Source organism: Acidimicrobiales bacterium (assembly GCA_035547835.1).
GTDB lineage: Bacteria > Actinomycetota > Acidimicrobiia > Acidimicrobiales > Iamiaceae > DASZTW01.
Genome location: DASZTW010000005.1, coordinates 631,195 through 653,761 on the forward strand (window position 1 = coordinate 631,195; position 22,567 = coordinate 653,761).

Sequence of the window (22,567 nt, forward strand, 5' to 3'; positions counted from 1 at the left end):
TTGGGGCAATCGTGACGGATCGGGCGGCCCGTTCCTAGGGCCACAAGTCCCGACGCTCAGGGAACGAGGACGGCGCGGCCGTCGATCTCCCCCTGCTGGAGCCGCCCGAAGACCTCGTTGATCTCGCCAAGGCCGTGACGCTCCACATGGCCGTGCAAACGACCCCGTTCGGCCAGCGCGATCACCTCGGCGAGCTCGTTGCGGCTCCCCCAGTAGCTCGATGTGAGCTCGGCCTCGCCGGCCATCGAGAAGAAGGAGAACGGTGCCGATCCTCCGGCAAGACCGACGAGGACCACGATCCCCTTGCGGCCCACCGCGCCGACCGCCGTCCGCATCGTCACGTCGGATCCGACGAAGTCGAGAACGGCCGAAGCGCCCTCGCCGCCCGTGAAGGCGGCGATCTCCACCCCGGGGTCGGCAGCCATCGGGTCGAGGACGAGGTCTGCGCCGAGCTCAGATGCCAGGGCCCGCTTCGATGGCAGCGTGTCGATCGCGACGACCTTGGCCTGGCTGAGCGTCTTGAGCAGTTCGAGCCCGAACTGACCGAGGCCACCGACCCCGATCGTGACCGCGGTGCTGCCCGGCACGAGCCGGTCGAGCACCTTCTTCACGGCGCGATACGGCGTGAGCGCGGCGTCCGCGAGCGGCGCCGCCATGGCGGGCTCGAGCTCGGTCAAACGGACGAGATGGCGCGGCGACGGCACGACCATCAGCTCTGCATAACCGCCGGCCGAGCCGATGCCGCCCCACTTCGTGACGTCGCACAGCTGCTCTTCGCCGCCGAGGCAGAGCCGGCACAACCCACACCCCCAGCCTCCGAACACCACGACCGGGTCACCGGGCTCGAAACCGGTCGCACCCGGGCCGAGCGCCTCGACCCACCCGGCGTTCTCGTGGCCGAGCGTCCAGGGGAACGGGGGCAGGCCGAGCGCGGCCATCTCGCCGCTTCGCAAGTGGAGATCGGAGTGGCACACCCCGCTGCCACCCACTCGAAGGAGGACCTCGCCGGGCCCCGGCTCGGGGTCGGCGATGTCTTCAACCACGAAGTCCTGCTGGTAGCCGTGAAGTCGTGCAGCGCGCATCAGACGCCTCCTTGTTCGATCCCGTCCTTCATCGCGCATCGGGACCGCTGGCGGTAGGGCCGGAAGTCACCGCAGCGGCAAGGCCCCGCCGGGCTGGTCGATCGGGTGGTCCGCGAGCCGTGCGAGCACGGAGGCGACGACCTCACCCGGCGACGCGGAGGTGTCCACCTCCATCGCGGTCGGCCACGGCGCCTCCGACGCGGCCATGGCCTCGGCGACGGCCGCGTCCGCGTCCGAGGCGTCGCCCCCTCGCGCGGCGCGGGCTTCGAGGCGGGCCACCGCCAGCGCCCGCGGAACGGTGCAGCGGAGCTCGTGGAGGTCTGCCACCGCGTCGCCCGCGAGGCGCCGCGCCTCGTCGCGCCAGCGCGCATCGCTCCACGACGCGTCGAGTACGACGTTCAGCCCACCTCTCAGGCAGGTGCGCGCTTCCACCAAGAGCGTGCGGTACGTCGCTTCGGTCGCTGCGTCGGAGTAGATGCCGCGGCCCAACGGCGCTCCCGCTGCGGTCGCCGGATCGAGACCCGCGCGCTGCTTGCGCACCTCGTCGGAGCGCAGCACGACCGCATCGAGCGCGTCGCCAAGACCGCGTGCGAGCGTCGACTTGCCCGTACCGGGCGGCCCACCGACCACGACGAGCCGGACCCGCGCCGCCTCGAGGTGGTCGACGGTCATGCGCAAGAGCTGGCGCGCCTGGTCGCTGCTGTCGCCGTCTCCTTGCGTCGAGCGCAGACAGGCGACCTTGCAACGCACCAGCGCCCGGTAGGCCACGTAGTGGTGGGCCAGCGATGCCGGCCAGGTGTCCGACGCGACCTCACGGTACTGGCCGAGGAACGCTGCTGCCAGGTCGGGCCGTCCGAGGCGCTCGAGGTCCATGGCGAGGAACGCGACATCGGCCAGCGCGTCACCCCACCGCAGCTGGTCGTCGAACTCGAGGCAATCGAGCACGCGGGGACCGTCGTCGAGGCAGAAGATGTCGTCGGCCAGCAAGTCGCCGTGCCCGTCGCGGGCGCGCCCGTCGGCGACCCGGGCCTCGAACAGCGGCCCCCGGCCGGCGAGGTACCGCTCGGCGAGCATGGCTGCCCGTCCAACCGCGTCGCTGTCGAGCAGTGACCCCACGAACGGGGTCATCTCGGCTGCGTTGGCCTGCCATCGGGTCGCGAGCGCGTCGCGTCCCGCCGCCCGGTCGATCTCGGGCGCGGTCGCGGCCCGCGCGTGGAACGCGGCGAGCACGTGGGCGAGGCGGCGCAACTGGTCGGCGGCGCCGGCGCTCGACTCCACGAGGTGGGTGAGGCGCCGGTCGGCAGGTAGCCGGCGCATCGCCACGAGGTGGTCGATCGGCCGCCCGTCCGGTCCGTACACGTCGGCGACGCCGAGGTACACGTCGGGCGCCAGCCGCCGGTTCAGCTCGACCTCGCGGTGACACACCGCCTCCCTCGCCTCCCGGGACCGGAAGTCGAGAAACCCGAACTGCACCGGCTTCTTGAGCTTGTACGCGCGGTCTCCGACGAAGAAGACGACCCCCGAGTGCGTCTCGGTCACGGAGGCGAATGCGCCAGTCGGACCCGCCGCTCCAAGAGGGTCAACGGGTGTCATGCCGGCACTTGCTGGGTGATGCAGTGGATGTTGCCGCCGCCGAGGAGGATCTCCCGCGCAGGAACGCCGACGACGTCGCGGCCCGGGAACAGCGCTGCCAGGGCGTCGCGCGCCGCATCGTCCGTCCCTTCATCGAGCAGCGGCATCACGACATGGCGGTTCGCCACGTAGGAGTTCACATACGACGCGGCCAGCCGGTCGCCCTCGTGCCGCGGCAAGGTGCCGGGCACGGGATCGACACCGGCTGCTTCTTCGGCCGCGATCGTGACCGGGCGTGGCATCGGCACGGGCACCACTTCGAGCGGTTCGCCTCTGGCATCTCGGGCGCGCTCGAGCCGGTGGCGGGCGTCGAGCGAGATCTCATGCTGCGGGTCGTCGTGGTCGCTCGCCCACGCGAGCGCCACGACACCGGGACGCGCGAAGCACACCAAGTTGTCGACATGTCCGTCGGTCTCGTCGTTGAAGACACCGCGGGACAGCCAGATGATCCGCTCCGCGCCGGTGTAGTGGCGCAGCAGCTGTTCGATCTCGTGCCGGTCGAACCCCGGGTTGCGGTTGCGGTTGAGCAGGCATTCCTCGGTCGCGATGAGGGTTCCCTGGCCGTCGACGTGGATCGAGCCGCCCTCGAGCACCATCGGTGCCCGGTACCGGTCGGCGTGCTCGATGTCGAGCACCTTCGCCGCGACGAGGTCGTCCAGATCCCAGGGGAAGTAGAGCCCTCCCTCGAGTCCGCCCCAGGCGTTGAAGTGCCAATCGACGCCTCGCCGACCACCTGAACCGTCGACCACGAAGGTGGGGCCGATGTCGCGCATCCACGAGTCGTTCGTGGACATCTCGACCACCCGGATGTGGGCGGGCAGGACCGATCGGGCGTGGACCCACTGCGACGGCGACACCGCCATGGTCACCGGCTCGCTGCGCGCGATGACTTCGGCGACCGCGGCGAACGCCGCCTGCGCCGGCTTCGCCCCGAGGCGCCAGTTGTCGGGACGCTCGGGCCACGCCATCCAGCAACCGGCGTGCGGCTCGAACTCACCGGGCATGTGGAAGCCGTCGCGGCGGGGAGTGGAGCAGTGCAGATCACTCATCGCTCGCACCACCAGCCGTCGCCGGGACCGCTTCCGCCGCGGCAGCCGTCGACCGCCTCAGGGAACGGGACACCACCACTTCGCCGACCGCGATCGTGGCGACCACGATGCCGACGAGAGGTCCGGTGTAGCTCCAGTCGATCGGCTCACCTGGCGTCCAGAGGAACAACACGAGCGAGGCGAGGATGGATCCGGTGGCCAAGATCACCGCCACCCAGATGCCGGCCGGTCCACCCGGCACCCGGTACGGGCGGTGCCGGTCCGGGTCGAGGCGACGCAGGCGGATCGCAGCCGGGAAGAGCAACAGGTACGGCAGCAAGAAGATGGCTGACGACGACGCGAAGATCGCGAAGTACAAGTTGTCCTGCGTCTTGATGAACGCACCGGCGAACAGCAACACGACGGTGGCGATGACACCCGACAGCAGGAATGCCCACAGCGGCGCGCCGCGCCGGGTCTCGGCCCGCAGCAGCTTCGGCAGCTCGCCGTCGTGCGCCGCCTCGACGGCCGTGCGATTCGCGCCGAGCGTCCAAGTGACCATGTTGCCGAGGTACGTGGCCATGACCGCGAGGCCCAGCACCCAGGGCCACACCGAGCCCTGACCGAAGACGGCCTTGAACGTCTCGACCAGTCCCTCCGTGAGCCCGATCTTCTCGGTCGGGAGCGCCAGCAGCATCCCGACGGTCCCGAGCACGTAGAAGGCGCTCAAGATCGCGGCCGCCCGGAACATCCCTCGCCGGATGTCGTGTGCCGGGTCCTTCAGCTCCTCGGACATCGACGACACCAGCTCGAAGCCGAGCAGTTGGTACACCAGGACCGGCAAGAACAGCTTCGCCACCCCGAAGTCGGGCAACATGCGGGTGCCACCGAACGCGTTGCCTGCGCCATGGCGGACGGCGAGCACGATGCCACCGACGCCGATCGTCAAGATCACCGCGACTTTCAAGATGGCGCTCGCGTTGGTCACTCGCTTGCCGATCGACAGGGTCTGGAGCCCGACGAGCACCGTGACCCACACGAGGCCGATGGCGACCATGGACTGGTCGAAGACAGTGGCGCTCTGCCAGAACAACCCCACCAACACACCGGTGAAGAGCAGGTACACCGAGGGCATCCAGAGCGCCACGTTCACCCAGTACCAGTACGTCGTGCGCGCGGCCCAGTGGCGACCGTACGCGCGACGCACCCACGCGTAGATACCGCCTTGTTCGGGATACGCGCTCCCGAGCTCCGCAGTGACCATCGCGCTGGGAACGAGGAACAAGACGATGGTGATGACCCACCAGCCCACGGCCGAGACGCCGATGGACGCCGAGGCAGTCAGCTGGTCGACCACCAAGATGGCCGACACGGTGAACAACGTGACGTCGAGCAGCCCCATCACCTTGCGCTTGCCGGGTCGGGTGGTGACAGCCGACGCGGAGGTCGGCCGTTCGGGGGACGGCGGTGCAGACGCGCCCGCGCCGGTGATCGTGGTCATGGTCGTGCCCCTCTCTCATGGTCCGCGTCGAGCCATTGCTCGATCCGCGCGTGGTGCCGGGCGACGGTTTCGGGGGCGGGCTCGACGCGCGGCGGGTCGATCGCCCACAGGAGGATCGCCTTCTCGGCGTGCAGCCGGTTCTCCGCCTGGTCGAACGCCAGCGACGCGGGGCCGTCGAGGACCTCGTCGGTGACCTCGACGCCACGCGATGCCGGCAGGCAGTGCAGGAAGCGGGCGCGGGCCGGTGCCCGTGCCATCAGGTCACTGTTGACCTGGTAGCGCGGCATGAACGCGGCACGCCGCTCCTCGACCTCGTCTTCCTGGTCGACCCACCACCACAGGTCCGTGTAGATGAAGTCGGCGATCGTGACGGCATCGGCGACGTCGTCGGTGACCGTCACCGAACCGTGCCCGGTCGCGGCCACGTTGGCGCGTGCGATGTCGATCCACTCCGGCGGGGCCTGGTAGGCAGCTGGCGCGGCGTGCACGAAGTTCATGCCCAACTTGGTGGTGGCATGCATGGTCGACGAGCAGACGTTGGTGCGGTCGCCCACGAACACGACCGTGCAGTCCTCGAGCGACCGGCCCTCGGGCAGGTGGTCCCGCATGGTGAACAAGTCGCAGACGGCCTGGGTCGGGTGGTTGTAGTCCGACAGCCCGTTGATCACCGGCACCGTCGCGTGCGCCGCGAGCTCCTGCACGGTCGCGTGGTGGAGCGTGCGCGCCATGATCGCGTCGCACATGCGTGAGAGCACCCGGGCGGTGTCGGCGAGCGTCTCGCGCCGGCCGAGGTGGATCTCGCCGGGCTTCAGGTACAGCGCGTGGCCGCCGAGCCGGGTCATGGCGACCTCGAACGACACACGGGTCCGCGTCGACGGCTCCTCGAAGATCATGGCCAACGAGCGACCGGCGAGGAGCTGCGGCAGCGCCCGGTCGCGGTCGGCGTCACGCAACAGGCCGATCAGGTCGAGCAGCGCCAACAGCTCATCGGCCGAGAGATCGTTGGTGTCGATGAGGTTGCGTGCCACGACGACCATGGAACGTCGCGACGGGGTGTGCAGGGTAGGGCCGGGCGACCGTAGTTCTCGGGACCAACGGCCCTGTCGCCCGCCAGGTCGGGCCGGGTCGCCCCTGCGCTCCTCGCCCCGTCAGGGCACGACGGTCGTACCGGTCTCGCCACGCAGCGCTGCCGCCGCGTCCGACACGCTGGCGATGACCGCCGCGCATCCCGTCGCCGACGCGAAGCGGCACGCCGCTTCGACTTTCGGTCCCATCGCACCGTCGTCACGGCGGAACGGGGCCAGCTCGCGGACCGACGCCCGGCGAATCGGCTGCGCGGTGGCGGAACCCCACCCGCGGTACACCGCATCGACGTCGGTGAGCAGCGCGAGCGTTGCGGCCTCGAGGTCGATGGCCAGCGACGCGCTGGTGAGATCCTTGTCGATCACGGCGTCGACACCACTCGAGAACCCACCGGAGGTCGTCACGGGCACTCCCCCGCCTCCGCCCGCCACAACAGTGAAGCCATGGTCGACCAGGAGCCGGATCGCATCGAAGCTGAGGACGCGAACCGGTTCGGGGGAGGCAACCACCCGGCGAAGGCCGTCCCCATCGGGCCGCATCGACCAGCCGTACCTCGCCGCCAGCGCATCGCCGGTGTCGTGCCGGTACACGGGCCCGACCGGCTTGGTGGGTGTGGCCAGTGCGGGATCGGCGGGGTCGACCTCGACCCGGGTCACCACCGTCACGACGGGCCCGGCGCGCAACGGGCTCAACGCACCCTCGAGGAGGTAACCCATCCAGCCCTCGGTCTGGGCGGTGAAGACGTCCATGCCGGACGACGCGAGCACGCCGTCGGAACCGGCCTCGGCGATCGCCAGCAGACCGACCTGCGGGCCGTTGCCGTGGGTGACGACGAGCGGCCTGCCGTCGGCCGCGCCGGCCAGTGACTCAGCGACCACCACCACGCGTCGGCGCTGCACATCGACATCGGGGGCCTCGCCCCGCACCATCAGCGCGTTGCCGCCGATGGCGAGTACGAGGGTCATGCCGGCACCGCCGTCGACCGCCGGGCTCCCCTGCGCTGCACCGCCCGGGCGATCTCGTCGCTGCCCCAGACGATGACGGGGAACGCGGGCAGGAGCACCAGCGCGCTCAGCGGCGGGATCGCGGTGTCGAAGAGCCGGTCCACGCCCGGGACGGCCACCACGAACGCCGCGAACAGCACTTCGAACAGCAGCCCCCACAGCAGCAACTTGTTGGAGAACACACCGATGCTCCGTAGCGACGAACGTTCGGTGCGGGCCGCGTACGCGGTGCCGACCTGGCACGCCACGATCCCGAGGAACGTCATGGTGGAGGCCTGCAAGTACGCGTGGTGCAGCGCGCGGTGGGCGCCCACCGGGTCGCCTGGATGCCAGCCGGCGCGGACCAGCACGAAGAAGAAGCCGGCCAAGGCGAGCGCGGCAGTGATGACGCCGAGGAACAACCATGCTCGCAACAGCAACGACGGCTGGATCACACCTTCGGTCCTCGCTCGCGGCGGACGATCCATGATGCCCTCCTCGGCCTGCTCGCGGCCGAGGGCGAGCGCCGGCAGGGTCTCGGTGCCGAGGTCGATGGCGAGGATGGCGAGCACGGTGAGCGGAAGCGGGATCTTCCCGCCCGAGACGGCGAAGGCGACGAACGGGATCACCTCGGGGGTGGCGTGCACGAAGATGTAGAAGATGAACTTCCGCACGTTCGCGTAGACCCGGCGGCCTTCCTCCACGGCCGCCACGATCGTGGCGAAGTTGTCGTCGGTCAGCACCATGGTGGCCGCCTCGCGCGCCACGTCGGTGCCGGCGCGTCCCATCGCCACACCGATGTCCGCCGCCTGCAGCGCGGGGGCGTCGTTGACCCCGTCGCCGGTCATCGCCACCACCTCACCCTCGGCCTGCAGCGACGCCGTGATCCGCAACTTCGCCTCCGGTGACACACGGGCGAAGACGTGCTCCCCCTCGCGCAGCACGCGGTCGAGCTCCTGGTCGCTCATGGCGTCGAGCTCTGCGCCGTTCGTGACCGACGGATCGGCCCCACCGATGCCGAGCTCCTTCGCCACCGCCACCGCCGTCAGCGCATGGTCGCCCGTCACCATCAGCACGCGGATCCCGGCGCGGTGACAACGCTCGATCGCCTCGCCCACCTCGTGTCGCGGCGGATCCCGCAACGCCACGAGGGCCACGAACGCCAACCCCTGCTCGGCCTGCTCGCGGGTGGGAGGAACTGGGTCGGCGATCCGGCGTGCGAGCGCGAGCACCCGCAGACCCTTCGACGCCAAGCGCCGGACCTCGGCGGTCACCGCCTCACGACCGTCGTCATCGAGCGCGAACGCCTCACCGGAGGGCGCGAGCATCGTGGTGCACCGCGGCAGCACCATCTCCGGTGCCCCTTTCACGTGCACCCAGCAGACCCCTTCGATCTCGTCGACGGTCGACATGAGCTTGCGGACCGGATCGAAGTGAAAGATCGCACGCCGCTCCCGTTGCCGCGTGCCGCCCGGCAACTCGCCAGCGAGCGCTGCCCCGAGTCGGAGCAAGGCCACTTCGGTGGGGTCGCCCACTGCTTCCGCGGCGGGCGACCCGTCAGCCGCCGACACCGCGGCACTCGACCCGGACGGCCGCTGGCCGTCATCGGCGCGCACCAACTCGGCGGTCGAGCAGCGGGTCGCAACGGCGGCCAGCGCCTCCCGGCGCACGTCGTCGGCGAGCCCGGATGCGCCGCCCGCGTCGGCGGCCCACACCTCCGGCCAGACCTCTGCCACCGCCATGCGGTTCTCGGTCAGCGTGCCGGTCTTGTCCGTGCAGATCACGGTGGTGGATCCGAGCGTCTCGACAGAGCTGAGCCGCTTCATGAGGGCGCCGCGGCGCGCCAACGACCGGACGCCACCGGCCAGCGCCAGGGTGATCGTCGGGAGGAGGCCCTCCGGCACGTTGCCGACCAACAGACCGACGGCGAACACCACCGCGCTCGACACGCTCAGCCGGGCGACCAACGTGCCGAGCGGAAGGAACGCGGCGCCGATCAGCACGGCCACCAACCCGATCAGCCACGCAACTCGGCGAACTTGCCGTTCGAGCGGGCTCGACGGCACCCCGACCCGCTGCGCGAGCGAGGCGATCCGCCCCAGTTCGGTGCGCATGCCGGTCGCGAACACGGCCGCCTCGGCTTCGCCGGTGATGCACGAAGTCCCGCCGAAGACGAGGTCCGGTGTGTCCAGGTAGGAGCCCGACCGATCGGGCCTTCGCCCGGCGGCCCGCGTGACCGGTCGGGACTCGCCGGAGAGCTCGGACATGTCGACCTCGAGCGAGCCGTGGAGCAGGCGCGCGTCCGCCGCAACCCGGTCGCCTTCAGCGATCAGCAAGATGTCGCCGGGCACCACCTCGCGCACCGGGACGCTGCAGGGCCGATCGTCGCGGCGCACCGTGGCGTGCGGCGGGAGGTAGGACGCCAGCGCCTCGACCGCACGTTCGGCCTGGCGCTCCTGGGCAACCGCGAACAGGGCGTTCACGGCGATCACTGCGACGATGGCGGCACCCACCACTGGCGTACCGGCAACGACGGACAGCGCCGCGGCGAGCCAGAGCAGCAAGGCGAGCGGATGGACGAGTTGGCGGACGAGCGCACCGGTGCGCGACGTCCCGGAGCGGCGGACGAGCTCGTTGGCACCGTCGGTGGTCAGCCGACGCTCGGCCTCGCGGGCCCGCAGTCCGTGGCGGCTGGTGCGCAGATCGTGCAGCAGGCGCCCGACGTCCTCACGCGGATCGACCGGCGGGGGTGCCGAGGCATGCTCGTCGACCGCCAACGTGCGAGACACCGGGCGGGTGTGGCTAGTCCTCGTCGCTCGGATGCATGCCGAGCGCCTGGAGGAGGACGGGTAGGAACAGGTCGCGCACCGACAGCACGCCGATGTAGCGCCCACCGTCGCGAACGAGCAGGTGGCGTGTGTGCAGGTCGATCATCTGGGTCGCGGCGTCGAGAACCGTGTCCCACGGCTGCGCCGCGACGATGTTGCCGGTCATCGCGTAGCCGACGATCGTCTCGTCCGGGTCGATCCCGTTGGCGAGCGCCGCCACGAGATCACGCTCGGTCACGACGCCCGCGGGCTGGTCGTCGTCGGTCACGAGCAGCAGCGCGACGTCGTTTTGGAACAACGACCGCGCCGCGTCCCGCAACGATGCCCGACGATCGATCGTGATCGGCGGCGTGAGCGAGAACCGGCCGACGTGTTCGCGCGTATACGTATCCAGCATCTGGCACCCTCCCGGTCCGCGGGCCTTGACGCGATGGTGGACCGGATCGCCTGCCCGCCAGTAGGGCCGAACGTCACTCCTGGCCCTGGGCGACGTTCGGCTTGCCTACGGACTTTTCGCCCATGCCCCTTCGCCGCGAAGCTGCACGGGTGAGCGAGACGGCCCGGACGCAGCCCGCCCGCGTGCTGGCGATCGTCGGCACGCGACCCGAGGCCATCAAAGTAGCACCGGTCGTGGTCGCCCTCCGGGCCGCCGGCGGCTTCGACGTCGACCTGCTCAACACGGGCCAACACCCGGACATGACGACCGAAGCGCTGGCCGCGTTCGGGCTCGCCGCCGATGTCACCTTGGCGATCCCGCCACGCGCCGGCGGCTCCCAGTCGGAGCTGTTCGCGGCCCTGCTCCCGCTGCTCGAACCCGCCATCGCGCGAGTTGACCCGGCCATGGTCGTCCTCCAAGGCGACACCGCGACCGCGCTGTCGGCCGCACTGGCCGCGTTCTGGCAGCAGATCCCGGTGGCCCACATCGAGGCCGGACTGCGCTCAGATGACCTGACGCAGCCCTTCCCGGAAGAGGCGTACCGGCGGCTCATCTCCACCGTCACCGCGCTGCATCTCGCCCCGACCCCGCTCGCCCGGGCCAACCTGCTCGCCGAGAACGTCGATCGAACCGCGGTGGTCTGCACCGGCAACACGGTCGTCGACGCATCGGCGCTCGTGCGCGCCCGCTCGTCGCCACCCGTGCTGGTGACCGACCGGCGTTCCGATCGGCTGGTGCTGATCACCGTCCACCGCAGGGAGAACTGGGGCAGTCCCCTCGCCGGCATCATCGGTGCCATCGCCGCGCTGGCCGACGAGTTCGATGACATCGAGTTCGTGCTACCGGTCCACCCCAACCCCATCGTGCAGACGCCCGTGCGCGACGGCCTCGGCGGGCACCCGAACGTGCGACTGCTCGCCCCGCTCGGCTATCCCGACCTGCTCCACGTCTTGGCGGCGGCCGACCTCGTGCTCACCGACTCCGGTGGCATCCAGGAGGAAGCGCCCGGCCTCGGCACGCCGGCGCTCGTGCTGCGCGACAAGACCGAGCGGCCCGAGGCCATCGAGGCCGGTGCCGCGCTCCTCGTCGGCACCGATCCCGACGCGATCCTGGCCGAGTCTCGCAAGCTGCTCACCGACCCAGAGGCGCTGGCGGCGATGGTCCGTGTGGGCAACCCCTTCGGTGACGGCCACGCCGCCCAACGTTGCGTCGACGCCATCCGCTGGCGCCTCGGCGTGGGCCCCCGCCCGGCCGACTGGCAGCCCAGCGTCGGTTGAGACGTTCGACTGCGGACACGGGGCATGGCCCCGAGACAAGACCAAAAACCCCAGGTCAACCGGGGTTTTCGGTGGCACCCCCAACGGGATTCGAACCCGTGCCGCCACCTTGAGAGGCGACACCAAGACCCGGAATGCCTTCTGTTACAAGGAAAACGTGGCATCGACGGGCCGCCAGATCAACCAATTCCCCCGAGTTCGGCACACGAATTGACACACGCGTTTCTGCAGCCGCGGGACGGAGCCACCTCGGCGGATGGGACTAGCCCGACACCACCGTGGGAGCTCAAGAGGTGCCAGCGTCAGTGACCTATCCGCCGACGGCGCAGGCGCCTAGACCGTACGCCGCTGCGAGCTGGTCGTAGTGGTCGAACGGCGCCTGGCTGCCTGGTGTCATGACTTCCGGGTGGGCTTTCGCCGTAGCGATCGCTGACGTCCCCGCGTCGATGATCGCCTTGATCGTCGACGCGTCACCGGACGGCACAGGCTGTCCACGTAGCGCATCGAGGCGTTGCTGGACGATCGGGAGCACTGTTGCAGTCATGAACGGTCGCCACTGGCCGGCTGTCGGCTGCTGAGCACCGAAGGCCTGCTGGGCCGCATGACCGAGTTGCTCATTGCTCGCGTTACAAAGGGTGGTTGCCTGCGCGACGAACTGGGAGCGACTGACGGTAGCGGCGCCCTGCGACTTCGACCGGCTCGTCGACGAGCACGCGCCAACCAGGGTCACGAGGATCATTGCGAGCGACCCCAATGCAGCCCGACCGTATTTCGTGTAGCGAAGATGCACGAGACCCCCCAGTGCCGACGTCCGGCGGAGCGTAGCCCGAAGGCCAGAACACAACCGCCGTTTCTCGGCCTCGCGCACACCTCGGGATTGTGACGCCGGGCAGCATCCATGACAGGGCGATCGACGGGCAACCATCGACTGAACGACCGCGGCTCTGAGCGTGGCGCGGGTGGGGCGCAGCGTGTCACGCCAACCGTCGCGCTTCGATGATCCGCCGTGGGCCGTCGGTGGAGAACACCTGGGCTGTCCGGAAGCCGCAGCGGGCGAACAGGGCTTCGAACTCCTGCGGGGTCCGTTCCCGCCCGCCGGTCACCGCCAGCATGATCACGTCGAGGGTGTGGGCGCGAGCGTCGTGCTCTTCGCCCGGGAGAACGTCCTCGATCACGAGCAGCCGGGCCGTTTCGGGTGCGGCGGATCGGATCGCCGTCAGGATCTGGGCTGCTCGGGCGTCGTCCCAATCGTGGAGCACGTCCATCAGGAGGTAAGCCTCGGCAGCGGGTAGCGGATCAGCGAAGAAATCGCCGGCGACGTAGTCGATCCGGTCGGGCGAGGCTCCGAGCCCGCCGATGACCTCGGGCAGGTCGAAGAGGACGCCTCGCGCGGCGGGCGCGTGGTCGAGGAGCGCCCGCAGCAGATGACCGTGACCTCCGCCGACATCGGCGAAGGATGCGATGCCGCGGAAGTCGTACGCGGCGACAACCGCCGCGATGTCGGCCGACGCCTTGGCCGCCATCGCCTGTCCGAAGACCTGAGCCTCGTCAGGGTGGTCTTGTAGGTAGGCCCAAAAGCCGCGGGGCTCGGACACTTCGACGCTGGGCTTTCCGGTGCGAAGCGAGTGGTCGAGGTTCGACCACACTTGGGGGAACAACGGAAGTCCCATCATCCGCGAGAACGCCCTCATCGACATGGGGTGGTCATTTCTGAGCAGCCGTGACGCTGGCGTGTGTCGATAGCTGCGGCCGTCACGGTCGAAGATGCCGTTAGAGGCGAGCAACCGCATGATGCGGTGCAGAGCGTCGGCCTGCGCGTCGCATGCGGCCGCCAACTCCTCGACACTGACTGGGTCGTCATCGATCAGGTCGGCGACCCCGACCTCCGCTGCGAGTTGCAGGCACCTCGCCCTGATGCCGTCGTTGGTTATCGTCCAAACGATTTCGTGTGGCAGGCCGTTCGGCTCGGTGGTGGCCATGGTGCTCGACATCTCTCGCTCCCCTCGTGTTGTGACGGGAGCATCGTCTTACGAGTATGGGGCGGGCCGCTACGGGGACGACCCTTGACCGTCACCCTTGTCTTTACCGGTCAACGCCCTGGGCAGGTCAGCCCGATTCGAGATGTCAAGTTTCCGGTAGGCGCGCGAGAGATGGCCTTCGATTGTCTTGACGGTGAGGAACTGACGCTGGGCGATCTCCGCGTTCGACAGGCCTCGCGCGGCCAGGTCTGCCACCCTGCGCTCGCTTGCTGTAAGGGAGTCGACCCCAGTCAGTGCCTCGCGGCGTAGTCGAACCCCCGATGCTCGCAGCTCGGTCCGTGCTGTCTCCGCGAGCGGTTGGGCGCCGCACAGACGCGCCAGCTCGTAGCCCTCGCGTAGGGGATCGCGACTGTCCGAGGGCTGGCCTGCGCGCCTGAGGAGCTGCCCGTGTGCGACCAGCGCCGTGGCCAGTTCAAGCCGCGCCGGTGACGTTCGAAGGAGCTCTATGCCCTCTGCGGAAAGGGCAATGGCGTCTTCGCGCCGGCCGAAGCGCGCAAGGCGCGAGCGGACCGCTCCTCTGAAACCGGGCGTCCCCCACTGCTCAGCCAGTTCCGATGCCCTCCCGACCAGCGCGTCGCGTTCGCGCGTCTCGCCCGCCGCGTGGTGAACTTCGGCCGCGATCAACAGGTCGGGCACCCAGGACGAATTGACTCCGCCGAAGTGCCGTTCGGCCCGAGCGAGGGCTTCTGTCCAATCGTCGAGCGCGGCGCCGTGGCGGCCGAGGGCTGACCGCAATCGCATCCGCGCGATGAGCACGGTCGTCATGGCGGGAGCGTCGGGGATCCGACCGTCGCCGAGGTCTGCCAACTCGCGACGGGCATCCTCGACTCGCCCTTGGTCGAGGAGCGAGTGGGCAAGTGGAGCCGCCGCCCTCGTGCCAGCTCCCGCCCAGCCCTCACCGACCGAGATCGCCGCTGCGGTGCGCGCATCGGCCTCGGCATCTAGTAGCCGCCCGTCGCGCAAGCGGCAGATGGCCAGGAACTGGTAGATCAGCGCCAAGTCCTGAAGCGCTCCATGGCGCTGCGCGATGTCGGCCGCGTCGGTGAGCAGCCTCTCGGCTTGCCGGCAGTCGTCCGTCCAGAGCAGCCCGAGGACGATCCCGGTCATGACCAGCGAGGTCGCGCCCCGTTCGACGAGCGCGGCGGCGTGCCGCTCAGCTTGGGCGCTGACCACCGAGAGTTCGGCAGCTGTCACCGTCGGGTTGACGATCGGCAACATGGCGTGCCCGACGAGCAGCGCTTCACCAGGTGTGTCGCCGCGGAGGCCTTCGACGCCGCTGGCAACCCGCTGCCACCCTCGGCCCGGTTCTACCGCCAACAGCAGCAGGGTCCACACCAACAAACCCAACTCCCGGTCAGTCTCCAGGACCGTCGGAAGGGCGGCCTCCAGATCGGCTGCCATGGCGCGCTGCGCCGAGAACTCCCCCGACCGACTTTGGAACAAACCGATGAGCGCGCGGGCTTGGGTGACCGGATCCTTCGCGTTCCGACGAGCTTCGTCGTAGTGGCCGGCGGCGTCGGCCGTCCTGCCAGTGGCGTATTCGCACTGGGCCAGGTCGAGCAACAGCGGCAGACGTACCTCAGGGGTCGGGGGTTCACACAACGCCCGGGCCAGCAACGTGACCTCTGTGGTCGCTGCCCCCCGACCACGTGCCACCGCCGCGGCGGCGCGCAAGTCCTCAACGATCACCGGACTCCCGGCGGGTTCGACGTGCAGCAGCTGCAACGCCACTCGCTCCGGGCTCGCCCCTCGGCTCTTCAGCAACTCGGCGGCAGCGGCGTGCGCGACCGCCCGATCGCCAGCAGGCATGTCCGAACGCACAGCATCAGCGAGAAGCGGATGGGCAAAGCGCAGTCGCACAGAGTCGTCAAACAAACCGGCCGCCACCAGCGCGAGAGAAGTCGCCGACGCCCGCTCGGCCGATAGGCCGGCCAGCGTAGAAGCGACGGCGACATCGGTGTCTTCTCCGAGCACCGCCACCGCTCGAGCCAGGGCTCGGGCGTCCGGACCAATCCGGTGCAAGGTCAGCCGGACGCGCTGCACCACGGTCGGCGGCGTCACACCAGCCAGGAGACTCGAGTCGGCAGCGCTGAAACCCATCCCTCGAGCGCGTAGCTCGCGTGCAAGTTCGCTCAGCAAGAAGGGATTGCCGCCAGTCGCCCCACAACACATCCGCGCAAACTCAGGGTCAACGGCGTCGCCGGTCGAGGCTCGCAAGACCTCCACAACACCGGCGGGGCTCAACGGCTTCAGCTGCAACCAACCAGTCGAACGATCTGCCAACAACTCGCCCAGGACACCGGCCGCCGCGCTCTCGTCGTTCCTAGGCCGCGTTCCGACCAGCAACGCGACTGGCAGCGACTCGACCCGGCGAGCCAAATAGGCCAGAAATCGCAGCGACGCCTCGTCCGCCCAATGACAGTCATCGACAGCAATCACCATCGGCGAGCTGGCCGCAAGGTTCCCGACAAGCCAGTACAGACCGTGCAGGACGCCACCAGGTGTCGCCTCATGCTGGTCAGCAAGATCGAACAGCACTGTCCGCGCAAGACCGGCCGCCCCCGCAAACAACGAGTCCAGGTCGTCAGCCGCCCGAACGCTGGGCTCAAGCAGTTGCCGAATCACTCCGGCCGCGTAATCCGATTCAAGCGGAGTTCCAACGGCCGTAAGGCAACGCATGCCCGCGGCAACAGCAAGATCGGCGGCGGACCGCAAAAGGGCCGTCTTGCCAATGCCTGCAGGCCCCTCGATGACCAATGTCGAGCCCGCGCCGCCCCTCGCTCTCGCGAGCACATCGTCGATACGGCCGAGCTCCGCCTGCCGCTCAGCGAGGACGAGATGCATAGACGCCCCCTTCGAGTCTCACCCGATTCGCGACAGGAGACTATGGCGCTGGAGCCAGCCGCCTGACCTATCCCGGACGGTTGGGCGGCGTGCAGGCTCTGACACGGTCCCCGTCGGGCTCGTCGGCTGCATCGTCGTGGGTGACGACGTCGATCTAGGCCCGCTTTCGGCGCGGATTGGCGCGGGGAGTGGCAGCCACGTCGATGTCGGGGCCGGGGTCGTTGGGGTTGAAGAGGTGGGCGATGACCTCGGCGGCGTGTTGGTCGGCGCTGGGCAGGAATGCGGCGTAGACGTTCAAGGTCGTCGAGGCGTGGCTGTGTCCGAGGCGCCCGGCGACGGTGCGCAGGTCGATGCCGGCGCCGAGCAGGCGGGTCGCGACGAAGTGGCGCAGATCGTGGAAGCGGACATGGTCGAGCCCGACCTCGACCGCGAGTCGGCGAAACGATCGGCTGACCCGGTCGGGTCGCCACGGGTCCTCCCGGCCAGGCCCGGTCGAGAACAGGAACCCGTCGGCGCCGGGGGCGACGCGGTTGCGTCGTCGGTGCTCGGCCAGTGCGGCGCAGGTGGCGCGATCGAGGTGGATGCGTCGCGATCGGCGGGTCTTCGTCGGGCCAATCACGGTGCGACCATCGACCAGGGTGATCGCACGGACGATGTCGAGCTCACCGGTCACCGGATTGAGATCACTCCAACGAAGCCCACACAGCTCGCCCCGTCGGGCCCCTGTGGTCGCCGCGAGGGTGACCAACGTTGCCAGGGCTGGCTCGCGCCGCCGTGCGGCGGCGATCAGCGAGGCCACCTCGGGCGGGCTGGGCGGCGCGATGGGACCACGCACCACCCGCGGTGCCATCGCCCCGCTGGCAGGGTTCGCGGCCAACCAGCCCCACCGCACCCCAATGTTGAGCGCTCGATGCGCGACCCCATGCACCCGCCGCACCGTCGCGGCGCCCGACGGTTTGGCATCGCCCCCGCCCTGGAGGAGGCGGTACAGGGCGTCGAAGTGCTCGGCGCGCAGCCCGGCCAGCGGCGCGTCGCCCAGCGTCGGCAGCAGATGGCGGTCCAACACTCGGCGGGTCTCTGCCGCGGTGTTCGCGGCGAGCTGGACACGGGCGCTGGTCAACCAGGCCTCGCACAACTCCCTGAACGTCGCGCCGGCGTGGTGTGTGACGCCGGCTTCTGCGGCGGCGACCATGTCGCGCAGCACTCGTTGCGCGTCGGCGCGTGGGCCGCGCACGCTGCGGGTGGCATAACGCTTGGCGCCGGTGAGCGCGTCGCGGCCCAGATAGACCCGCAGCTCCCAGCTCGGACCTCGGCGGCGCATGAACCCCCGCACCCCACCAGTGTGGCCCGGCCGGATTGGCACCAGAGTGGCAGCCCGGGCCCTCGACCCGGCCCCTGCGCTGACCTGCGCCAATGCGTGGCACCCCCGACGGGATTCGAACCCGTGCCGCCACCTTGAGACTCGCCGGACCCCCAGGTCAACCAATTCCCCCGAGTTCGGCACACGGACTGGCACACGCGCGTCAGCCAGCGCAGGCGATGTCCCACCTGTCACGGGATCGTGCACCCGTCTCGTGAATCATGTGCCGACCACCTCGGCCAAGAGCGCTCGTAGTCGGGTGCGCATGCGGGCCGCTGCTTCATCCTGAAGACCAGCGGTCAGCCTTGGCAGCGCGTGGCCGCCATCGCCCAGTTCGTGGCTCAGACGCTGCTTCAGCGTCGATAGAGCCGCGTCGTCGAAGTCCGCCGGGCTGACCCCTTCAGCGGCTGCGACCTCGAGGCAGCGCCAGAGGTCTTCAGCGTCGCGTGTCTCATTCCGCACGGAGCGCGCTCCAGCCTTGAGCGCGAGCGTTCCGATTGCGTCGGGGATCACGACGACGCAACGGTGCTGCGTCTCGTCGGTGAGGTGCATCTCGATGTCGAGTGTGATGCCAGGCCTTCGGAGCGCCTCCGCCAGGCCCGGTACTTCGGTGGTCACGACGGCTCCTACTCGAACGGTGCTGCGCGCTCGCGAGCGGTAGGTCGGTACGAGCAGATCCACGGCAGCGACGCGTCGGTCGTCGATCGACCGCTCCCATCGATTGCCCGACCTCTTCTGGTAGCCGAGCGCCTCGATCGCGTCGACGAGGTAGGCCTGCTGAAGGACGAATGGGGGAACACCGAAGTCGGCGTCGCCGGTTGCCCGCAGCGGCAGGTCGAGGCCCAGCCGCAAGACATGCAGTAGGACGGTGACACCACCGATCAGGCGGTAGTCGTCGGCGGCACCGGCCGTTGTCATGGCAGCGCTCACGTCGGCGACCGCCGTCAACCCGCCGTCCATCGCCGCCGAGGAGCTGACCAGGATCACGGGCTGGATGGTCATGACTGCACTCGGATCGAGCGGTCGAGGATGGCGCGCCGCAACCGGACGGCTGCCTCACGCCGGTCGTCTCCACCGAGATCGATCAGATCCCGCCATTGCTGAACCGGGTCGACCAGGGGAATGCCCTCGACTTCAGCTGGCCAGTGCGGCGCCGGCACGAGAAGCGTCCGATCGTTCGTCCAGCGGACGATGGTGCTGGCATCGGCGCGCCCCTCGGCACGCACGAGCCCGGCCCTCTCGAGCGCCAAACGACTCTCGGCATAGACGACGACGAGAGTCGGGTGCCGCCAAGGCACGAGCAGATCGGGACCGAGATCCGCGGAGAACGCGATCCGCGCCTGCTCGCGAACTGCCTGCTCCGCGATGCGCCGCGCCTGCTCGATGATCGGGCGGGTGCTGTACCAGTAGGAGTCAGATTCGCCAGTGGAAGGGCGCGTGCGATCCAGGTACAGATCGAGCAGCCGCGCTCGACGGCCTACGAAACCTGCCGGCATTGTCCGTACTGCTTCCAACTCGGCCAGCCGCTTGATGACCTGCGACGCCCGTGGCTGACTGACACCCACCTCAGCAGCGATGCCGACCTGAGTCAGGGGGGCGTCGGACGCTACGAGGAAGCGCACGATGCTCGCCGTGCCTGAACCCCACCGTCGGGTGGGATGTCGAAGTGAAGCCTTGGTTGCCACGCCCACGAGGATATAAGTCTTCTCTGCCCGAAGCAAGGAAGACTTATATGAAGACTTATGGCACGCCCACCACGACGCTCGACGCGATAGTCCATCCGAGTCGCCGCCCGAGGATCCCGGTCGATCCAGCGGCGTGTGCGATCCAGGCGTCGAGCACCCGCTTGGAGCTCGGCTCCTTGTCGCGGTCCGACAACGACGAGAGCGGACGGTCGGTCATGCCCGGGAATCCAGATCGTGGGAGAGCCGATGGTGCTCGGCGACAGTGATGGCTCCCCGGTCGCGGGCAGTGCGCAGCGCCTGGGTGAGCAGGTACGACGGCACGCCCGACGCGATGCCCTGCGCGATCGCCTTTCTCACCGTCACGATCGACGGCTGCGTCGTGATCGGTCGATACACGCCGAGCTCAGGCGTTCTAGGGGCAGGCCAGCTGTAGCGCCTCTGGATCCAACCGAGTTCCGGTTGAGCGCGCACATGTCGCCTCGACTGTCTGTGGGTGCCGGTGTGAGTGCGCGGGGTGCTCAACAACCCGAGCGACTGCGTGCGCCCTCACGCGACCCGACCACCTCGGTCGCCCGGGATCCACCTACCGCAGTTGCTGTGTTACCGCGAGGCTCCGGAGCCGACGGTCCTTGTGCCATGCGCGTAGGCGAAGTTTGGCGGGGTGGTGGGTGCCGTAGAGGAGGACGGCGTGGTGGCCGGGCATGCGCCTGGCGTGGTCAAGGGTGAGGAGCGGGTCGTGCCGATCGTCGCCACGGGCGGCCGTATCTCTACGCCCGTTGCGTCGGGGCCCGGTCACGCCGAGCGTGGTGCTCGCCCATTGAAGGGTGTCTTGGTCGCCGCAGCCAGCGAGCAGGAGACGACCTCGGTGATTGTTCAACACGGTGTTGGCTTGTTGGTGGTAGCGGTCTCGGATCTGGGCGAGGTCTTGCCAGATCGTGACGAGCTGGATGCCTTGCGCAGCCGCGGTCGACGCGATCTGGGCGAGGTTGCGCATGGGGGCGACGTTGGCTGCCTCGTCGACGATCACCAGCAGGGGTGGGTCGAGGGGCCGGCCGCTCGCGGCGACGTGCGCGAAGGCTTGGTCGATGACGTGGCCGATCAACGTCGAGAACAACGGCTGCAGGGCTTGCTGGTCCTTCGCAGGCGCTGCGACGTACAGGGTGCGGTAGGTACCGAACAGGTCCGCGGGAGTGACGTCCGAGGTCGCGGTGGATGCGCTGACGCGGCCGTCCGCGTAGACGCGCAGGGCTTCTTGGAGCGTGACGAACACGGAGCTGGCGGTTTGGTCGCCGATGTTCCACATGGAGTCGTGTTGCGCGAGGGCGGTGGGGTGGCCGTCGGCGGTGAGGGTGGCGCGGGCGACGGTGTGGTCGTGGGTGAGGATCCATTGGTAAACGTCAGCCATGGTGCGCTCGGAGCGGGCGGCGGCGTAGAGGTAGGGGGCGAGGAGTTGCGCGGCGAGCCCGAACCAGAACCCGGCTTGTTGCATGCCGTCGCCGGAGTGGCTGCGCCCGGCTTCGGTGAGATCCCCTGCGACGCGGATGGCGTCTTCCCACGTGTCGATCGCCGAGATCGGCGACCATGTGGCGGCCGGGAGCTGGGTGGTTTGGCGGGGGTCGTACACCCAGGTCTCGCCGAGACGCGACCGGCAGCCGATGGTGTGCTCAGCCAGGTCCGTTTTTACGGACACGGCAACGGCGGGGCCTTCCCATTCGAGCAGCGCGGGAACGGCGAGGCCGCTGGTTTTGCCGGATTGGGTGGGGCCGATCACGAGGAGAGAGTGGCGGGCTTCGGTGGCGACGAGGCGCCGCCCGACCCGGCCCATGACGAGACGTCCTTGGGTCGCGCGCCGGACGGTGAGACCGCGCAGATCCGCGGCGGTGGCCCAATGGTTGTCGTCACAGCCGCTCCGGTGACGGTGGCGCCGCCACACGATCCGCCCGACGACGACGCCAGCAACAGTGAGGGCCACGAGGGTTGCCCACCACAGTGCTGGGGGTGTGGCGGCGAGCGGGTGGTGTGACGGGTACGCGGCGGGCGGGTCGGCCAGGTGATGTGGCCATCGAGCGAGCGCATGGAGTCCCGCGGCGCCGGAACCGGTTGGCCATCCGTGCCCACACAGCAGTGCGGCGACTTGCCCGGTCAGCCACAGCAACGCGACCACCCCCGACACCGTGACCGCGGTGTAGACCGCGATCCGCTCCAGCTGATCGGCGTGTTCGTCCGACCCGCCCGAACGGGCGTGTGGCGCGGTGTTGCCCCACATGAAGGTGTGCCAGTCCCGGGATGCCACAACAGGCAAGAGCCGGAGTCGGGGTGTGATGTGGACATGCCGGCTCGTGCCGGTCATGTCCAGGTTTCGATGCCGGCGTTCGCGAGCGCGATGAGCAGCCCGTCGGGATCGGCGGTAGTGCCGAGGGTGGCGATCTTGTGGCCTTGGGGTGAGTAGAGCCGCAAAGCGTGGTCGTCGATTCGCGCGATGACGTCGGCGGCGACGGCGTGGCGCGGCGTGTGTCCGGGGCCTTTTGACCAGTCGATTCGGTGACGGCCTGCACTGACCCAGGCCGTGCCCAACCTGCGGGCTGCGGCCATCAGGACAAGGAACGCGGCGGCGCCGGCGACGAGGGCGGGGCGTCCGCCAGCAGTGAGTCCACAGCCGAGCGCGTACAGGGCGGCGAGGCGCAGGAAGAGGGCGGGGAGGGATCGGCGGTGGAGCCGGATCCGGTGCGTGGTCATGGCTTGGTCCTCCGAAGGTGCTTACTTCGGTGGCCAGATCCGGAGGCCACAAC

Annotated in this window: 19 protein-coding genes; 1 reads left to right on the forward strand and 18 read right to left on the reverse strand. The window is 69.6% G+C overall.

Features of this window, described 5'->3' with window-relative positions:
- Positions 1–56: 56 nt before the first annotated feature.
- From VHA73_05230 to VHA73_05265, 8 genes are all read right to left on the reverse strand, one after another.
- Positions 57–1,082: an NAD(P)-dependent alcohol dehydrogenase gene (locus VHA73_05230; GenBank protein HVX17416.1), complete on the reverse strand. Its 1,026-nt coding sequence runs from the start codon at positions 1,080–1,082 to the stop codon at positions 57–59.
- A gap of 66 nt (positions 1,083–1,148) precedes the next feature.
- On the reverse strand, positions 1,149–2,621 hold the full coding sequence (locus VHA73_05235; protein HVX17417.1) for an AAA family ATPase: 1,473 nt from the start codon (positions 2,619–2,621) through the stop codon (positions 1,149–1,151).
- 50 nt (positions 2,622–2,671) lie between these two features.
- Positions 2,672–3,763: an agmatine deiminase gene (gene aguA, locus VHA73_05240; GenBank protein HVX17418.1), complete on the reverse strand. Its 1,092-nt coding sequence runs from the start codon at positions 3,761–3,763 to the stop codon at positions 2,672–2,674.
- Complete coding sequence (locus VHA73_05245) at positions 3,756–5,243, reverse strand: APC family permease (protein HVX17419.1); 1,488 nt, start codon at positions 5,241–5,243, stop codon at positions 3,756–3,758. Before VHA73_05245 ends, aguA begins: the two co-directional genes overlap by 8 nt.
- Positions 5,240–6,271, reverse strand: coding sequence for an ornithine carbamoyltransferase (gene argF, locus VHA73_05250; GenBank protein ID HVX17420.1), 1,032 nt, complete (start codon positions 6,269–6,271; stop codon positions 5,240–5,242). Before argF ends, VHA73_05245 begins: the two co-directional genes overlap by 4 nt.
- A 120-nt stretch (positions 6,272–6,391) precedes the next feature.
- Positions 6,392–7,291 carry a carbamate kinase gene (locus tag VHA73_05255; GenBank protein HVX17421.1) on the reverse strand — a complete coding sequence of 300 codons (900 nt, stop codon included), beginning with the start codon at positions 7,289–7,291 and terminating at the stop codon, positions 6,392–6,394.
- Positions 7,288–10,098: a cation-transporting P-type ATPase gene (locus VHA73_05260; GenBank protein HVX17422.1), complete on the reverse strand. Its 2,811-nt coding sequence runs from the start codon at positions 10,096–10,098 to the stop codon at positions 7,288–7,290. The genes VHA73_05255 and VHA73_05260 overlap by 4 nt, the downstream gene beginning before the upstream one ends.
- A gap of 13 nt (positions 10,099–10,111) precedes the next feature.
- Positions 10,112–10,534 carry a CBS domain-containing protein gene (locus VHA73_05265; protein HVX17423.1) on the reverse strand — a complete coding sequence of 141 codons (423 nt, stop codon included), beginning with the start codon at positions 10,532–10,534 and terminating at the stop codon, positions 10,112–10,114.
- A gap of 149 nt (positions 10,535–10,683) precedes the next feature.
- Here VHA73_05265 and wecB point away from each other — a divergent pair, with 149 nt between their 5' ends.
- The gene (gene wecB / locus VHA73_05270; GenBank protein HVX17424.1) at positions 10,684–11,850 is read left to right on the forward strand and encodes a UDP-N-acetylglucosamine 2-epimerase (non-hydrolyzing); all 1,167 of its coding nucleotides are present in this window, start codon (positions 10,684–10,686) and stop codon (positions 11,848–11,850) included.
- 310 nt (positions 11,851–12,160) lie between these two features.
- On the opposite strand, the gene VHA73_05275 is transcribed toward wecB, so the two are convergent.
- The 10 genes from VHA73_05275 to VHA73_05320 form a co-directional block, all read right to left on the reverse strand.
- Positions 12,161–12,589, reverse strand: a complete 429-nt coding sequence (locus VHA73_05275) for a hypothetical protein (GenBank protein ID HVX17425.1) — start codon at positions 12,587–12,589, stop codon at positions 12,161–12,163.
- 235 nt (positions 12,590–12,824) lie between these two features.
- A complete protein-coding gene (locus VHA73_05280; GenBank protein HVX17426.1) occupies positions 12,825–13,841 on the reverse strand; it encodes a methyltransferase in 1,017 nt (338 codons plus the stop codon).
- 57 nt (positions 13,842–13,898) lie between these two features.
- On the reverse strand, positions 13,899–16,733 hold the full coding sequence (locus VHA73_05285; protein HVX17427.1) for an AAA family ATPase: 2,835 nt from the start codon (positions 16,731–16,733) through the stop codon (positions 13,899–13,901).
- Positions 16,734–16,887: 154 nt separating this feature from the next.
- The gene (locus tag VHA73_05290) at positions 16,888–18,054 is read right to left on the reverse strand and encodes a site-specific integrase (protein ID HVX17428.1); all 1,167 of its coding nucleotides are present in this window, start codon (positions 18,052–18,054) and stop codon (positions 16,888–16,890) included.
- 258 nt (positions 18,055–18,312) lie between these two features.
- Positions 18,313–19,095 carry a hypothetical protein gene (locus VHA73_05295; GenBank protein HVX17429.1) on the reverse strand — a complete coding sequence of 261 codons (783 nt, stop codon included), beginning with the start codon at positions 19,093–19,095 and terminating at the stop codon, positions 18,313–18,315.
- On the reverse strand, positions 19,092–19,778 hold the full coding sequence (locus VHA73_05300; protein ID HVX17430.1) for a hypothetical protein: 687 nt from the start codon (positions 19,776–19,778) through the stop codon (positions 19,092–19,094). Before VHA73_05300 ends, VHA73_05295 begins: the two co-directional genes overlap by 4 nt.
- 55 nt (positions 19,779–19,833) lie before the next feature.
- Positions 19,834–19,995 carry a hypothetical protein gene (locus tag VHA73_05305; GenBank protein HVX17431.1) on the reverse strand — a complete coding sequence of 54 codons (162 nt, stop codon included), beginning with the start codon at positions 19,993–19,995 and terminating at the stop codon, positions 19,834–19,836.
- On the reverse strand, positions 19,992–20,135 hold the full coding sequence (locus VHA73_05310) for a hypothetical protein (protein ID HVX17432.1): 144 nt from the start codon (positions 20,133–20,135) through the stop codon (positions 19,992–19,994). The genes VHA73_05305 and VHA73_05310 overlap by 4 nt, the downstream gene beginning before the upstream one ends.
- A gap of 226 nt (positions 20,136–20,361) precedes the next feature.
- Positions 20,362–22,128: a type IV secretory system conjugative DNA transfer family protein gene (locus tag VHA73_05315; GenBank protein ID HVX17433.1), complete on the reverse strand. Its 1,767-nt coding sequence runs from the start codon at positions 22,126–22,128 to the stop codon at positions 20,362–20,364.
- On the reverse strand, positions 22,125–22,514 hold the full coding sequence (locus VHA73_05320) for a hypothetical protein (protein HVX17434.1): 390 nt from the start codon (positions 22,512–22,514) through the stop codon (positions 22,125–22,127). The genes VHA73_05315 and VHA73_05320 overlap by 4 nt, the downstream gene beginning before the upstream one ends.
- Between the last annotated feature and the right edge of the window lie 53 nt (positions 22,515–22,567).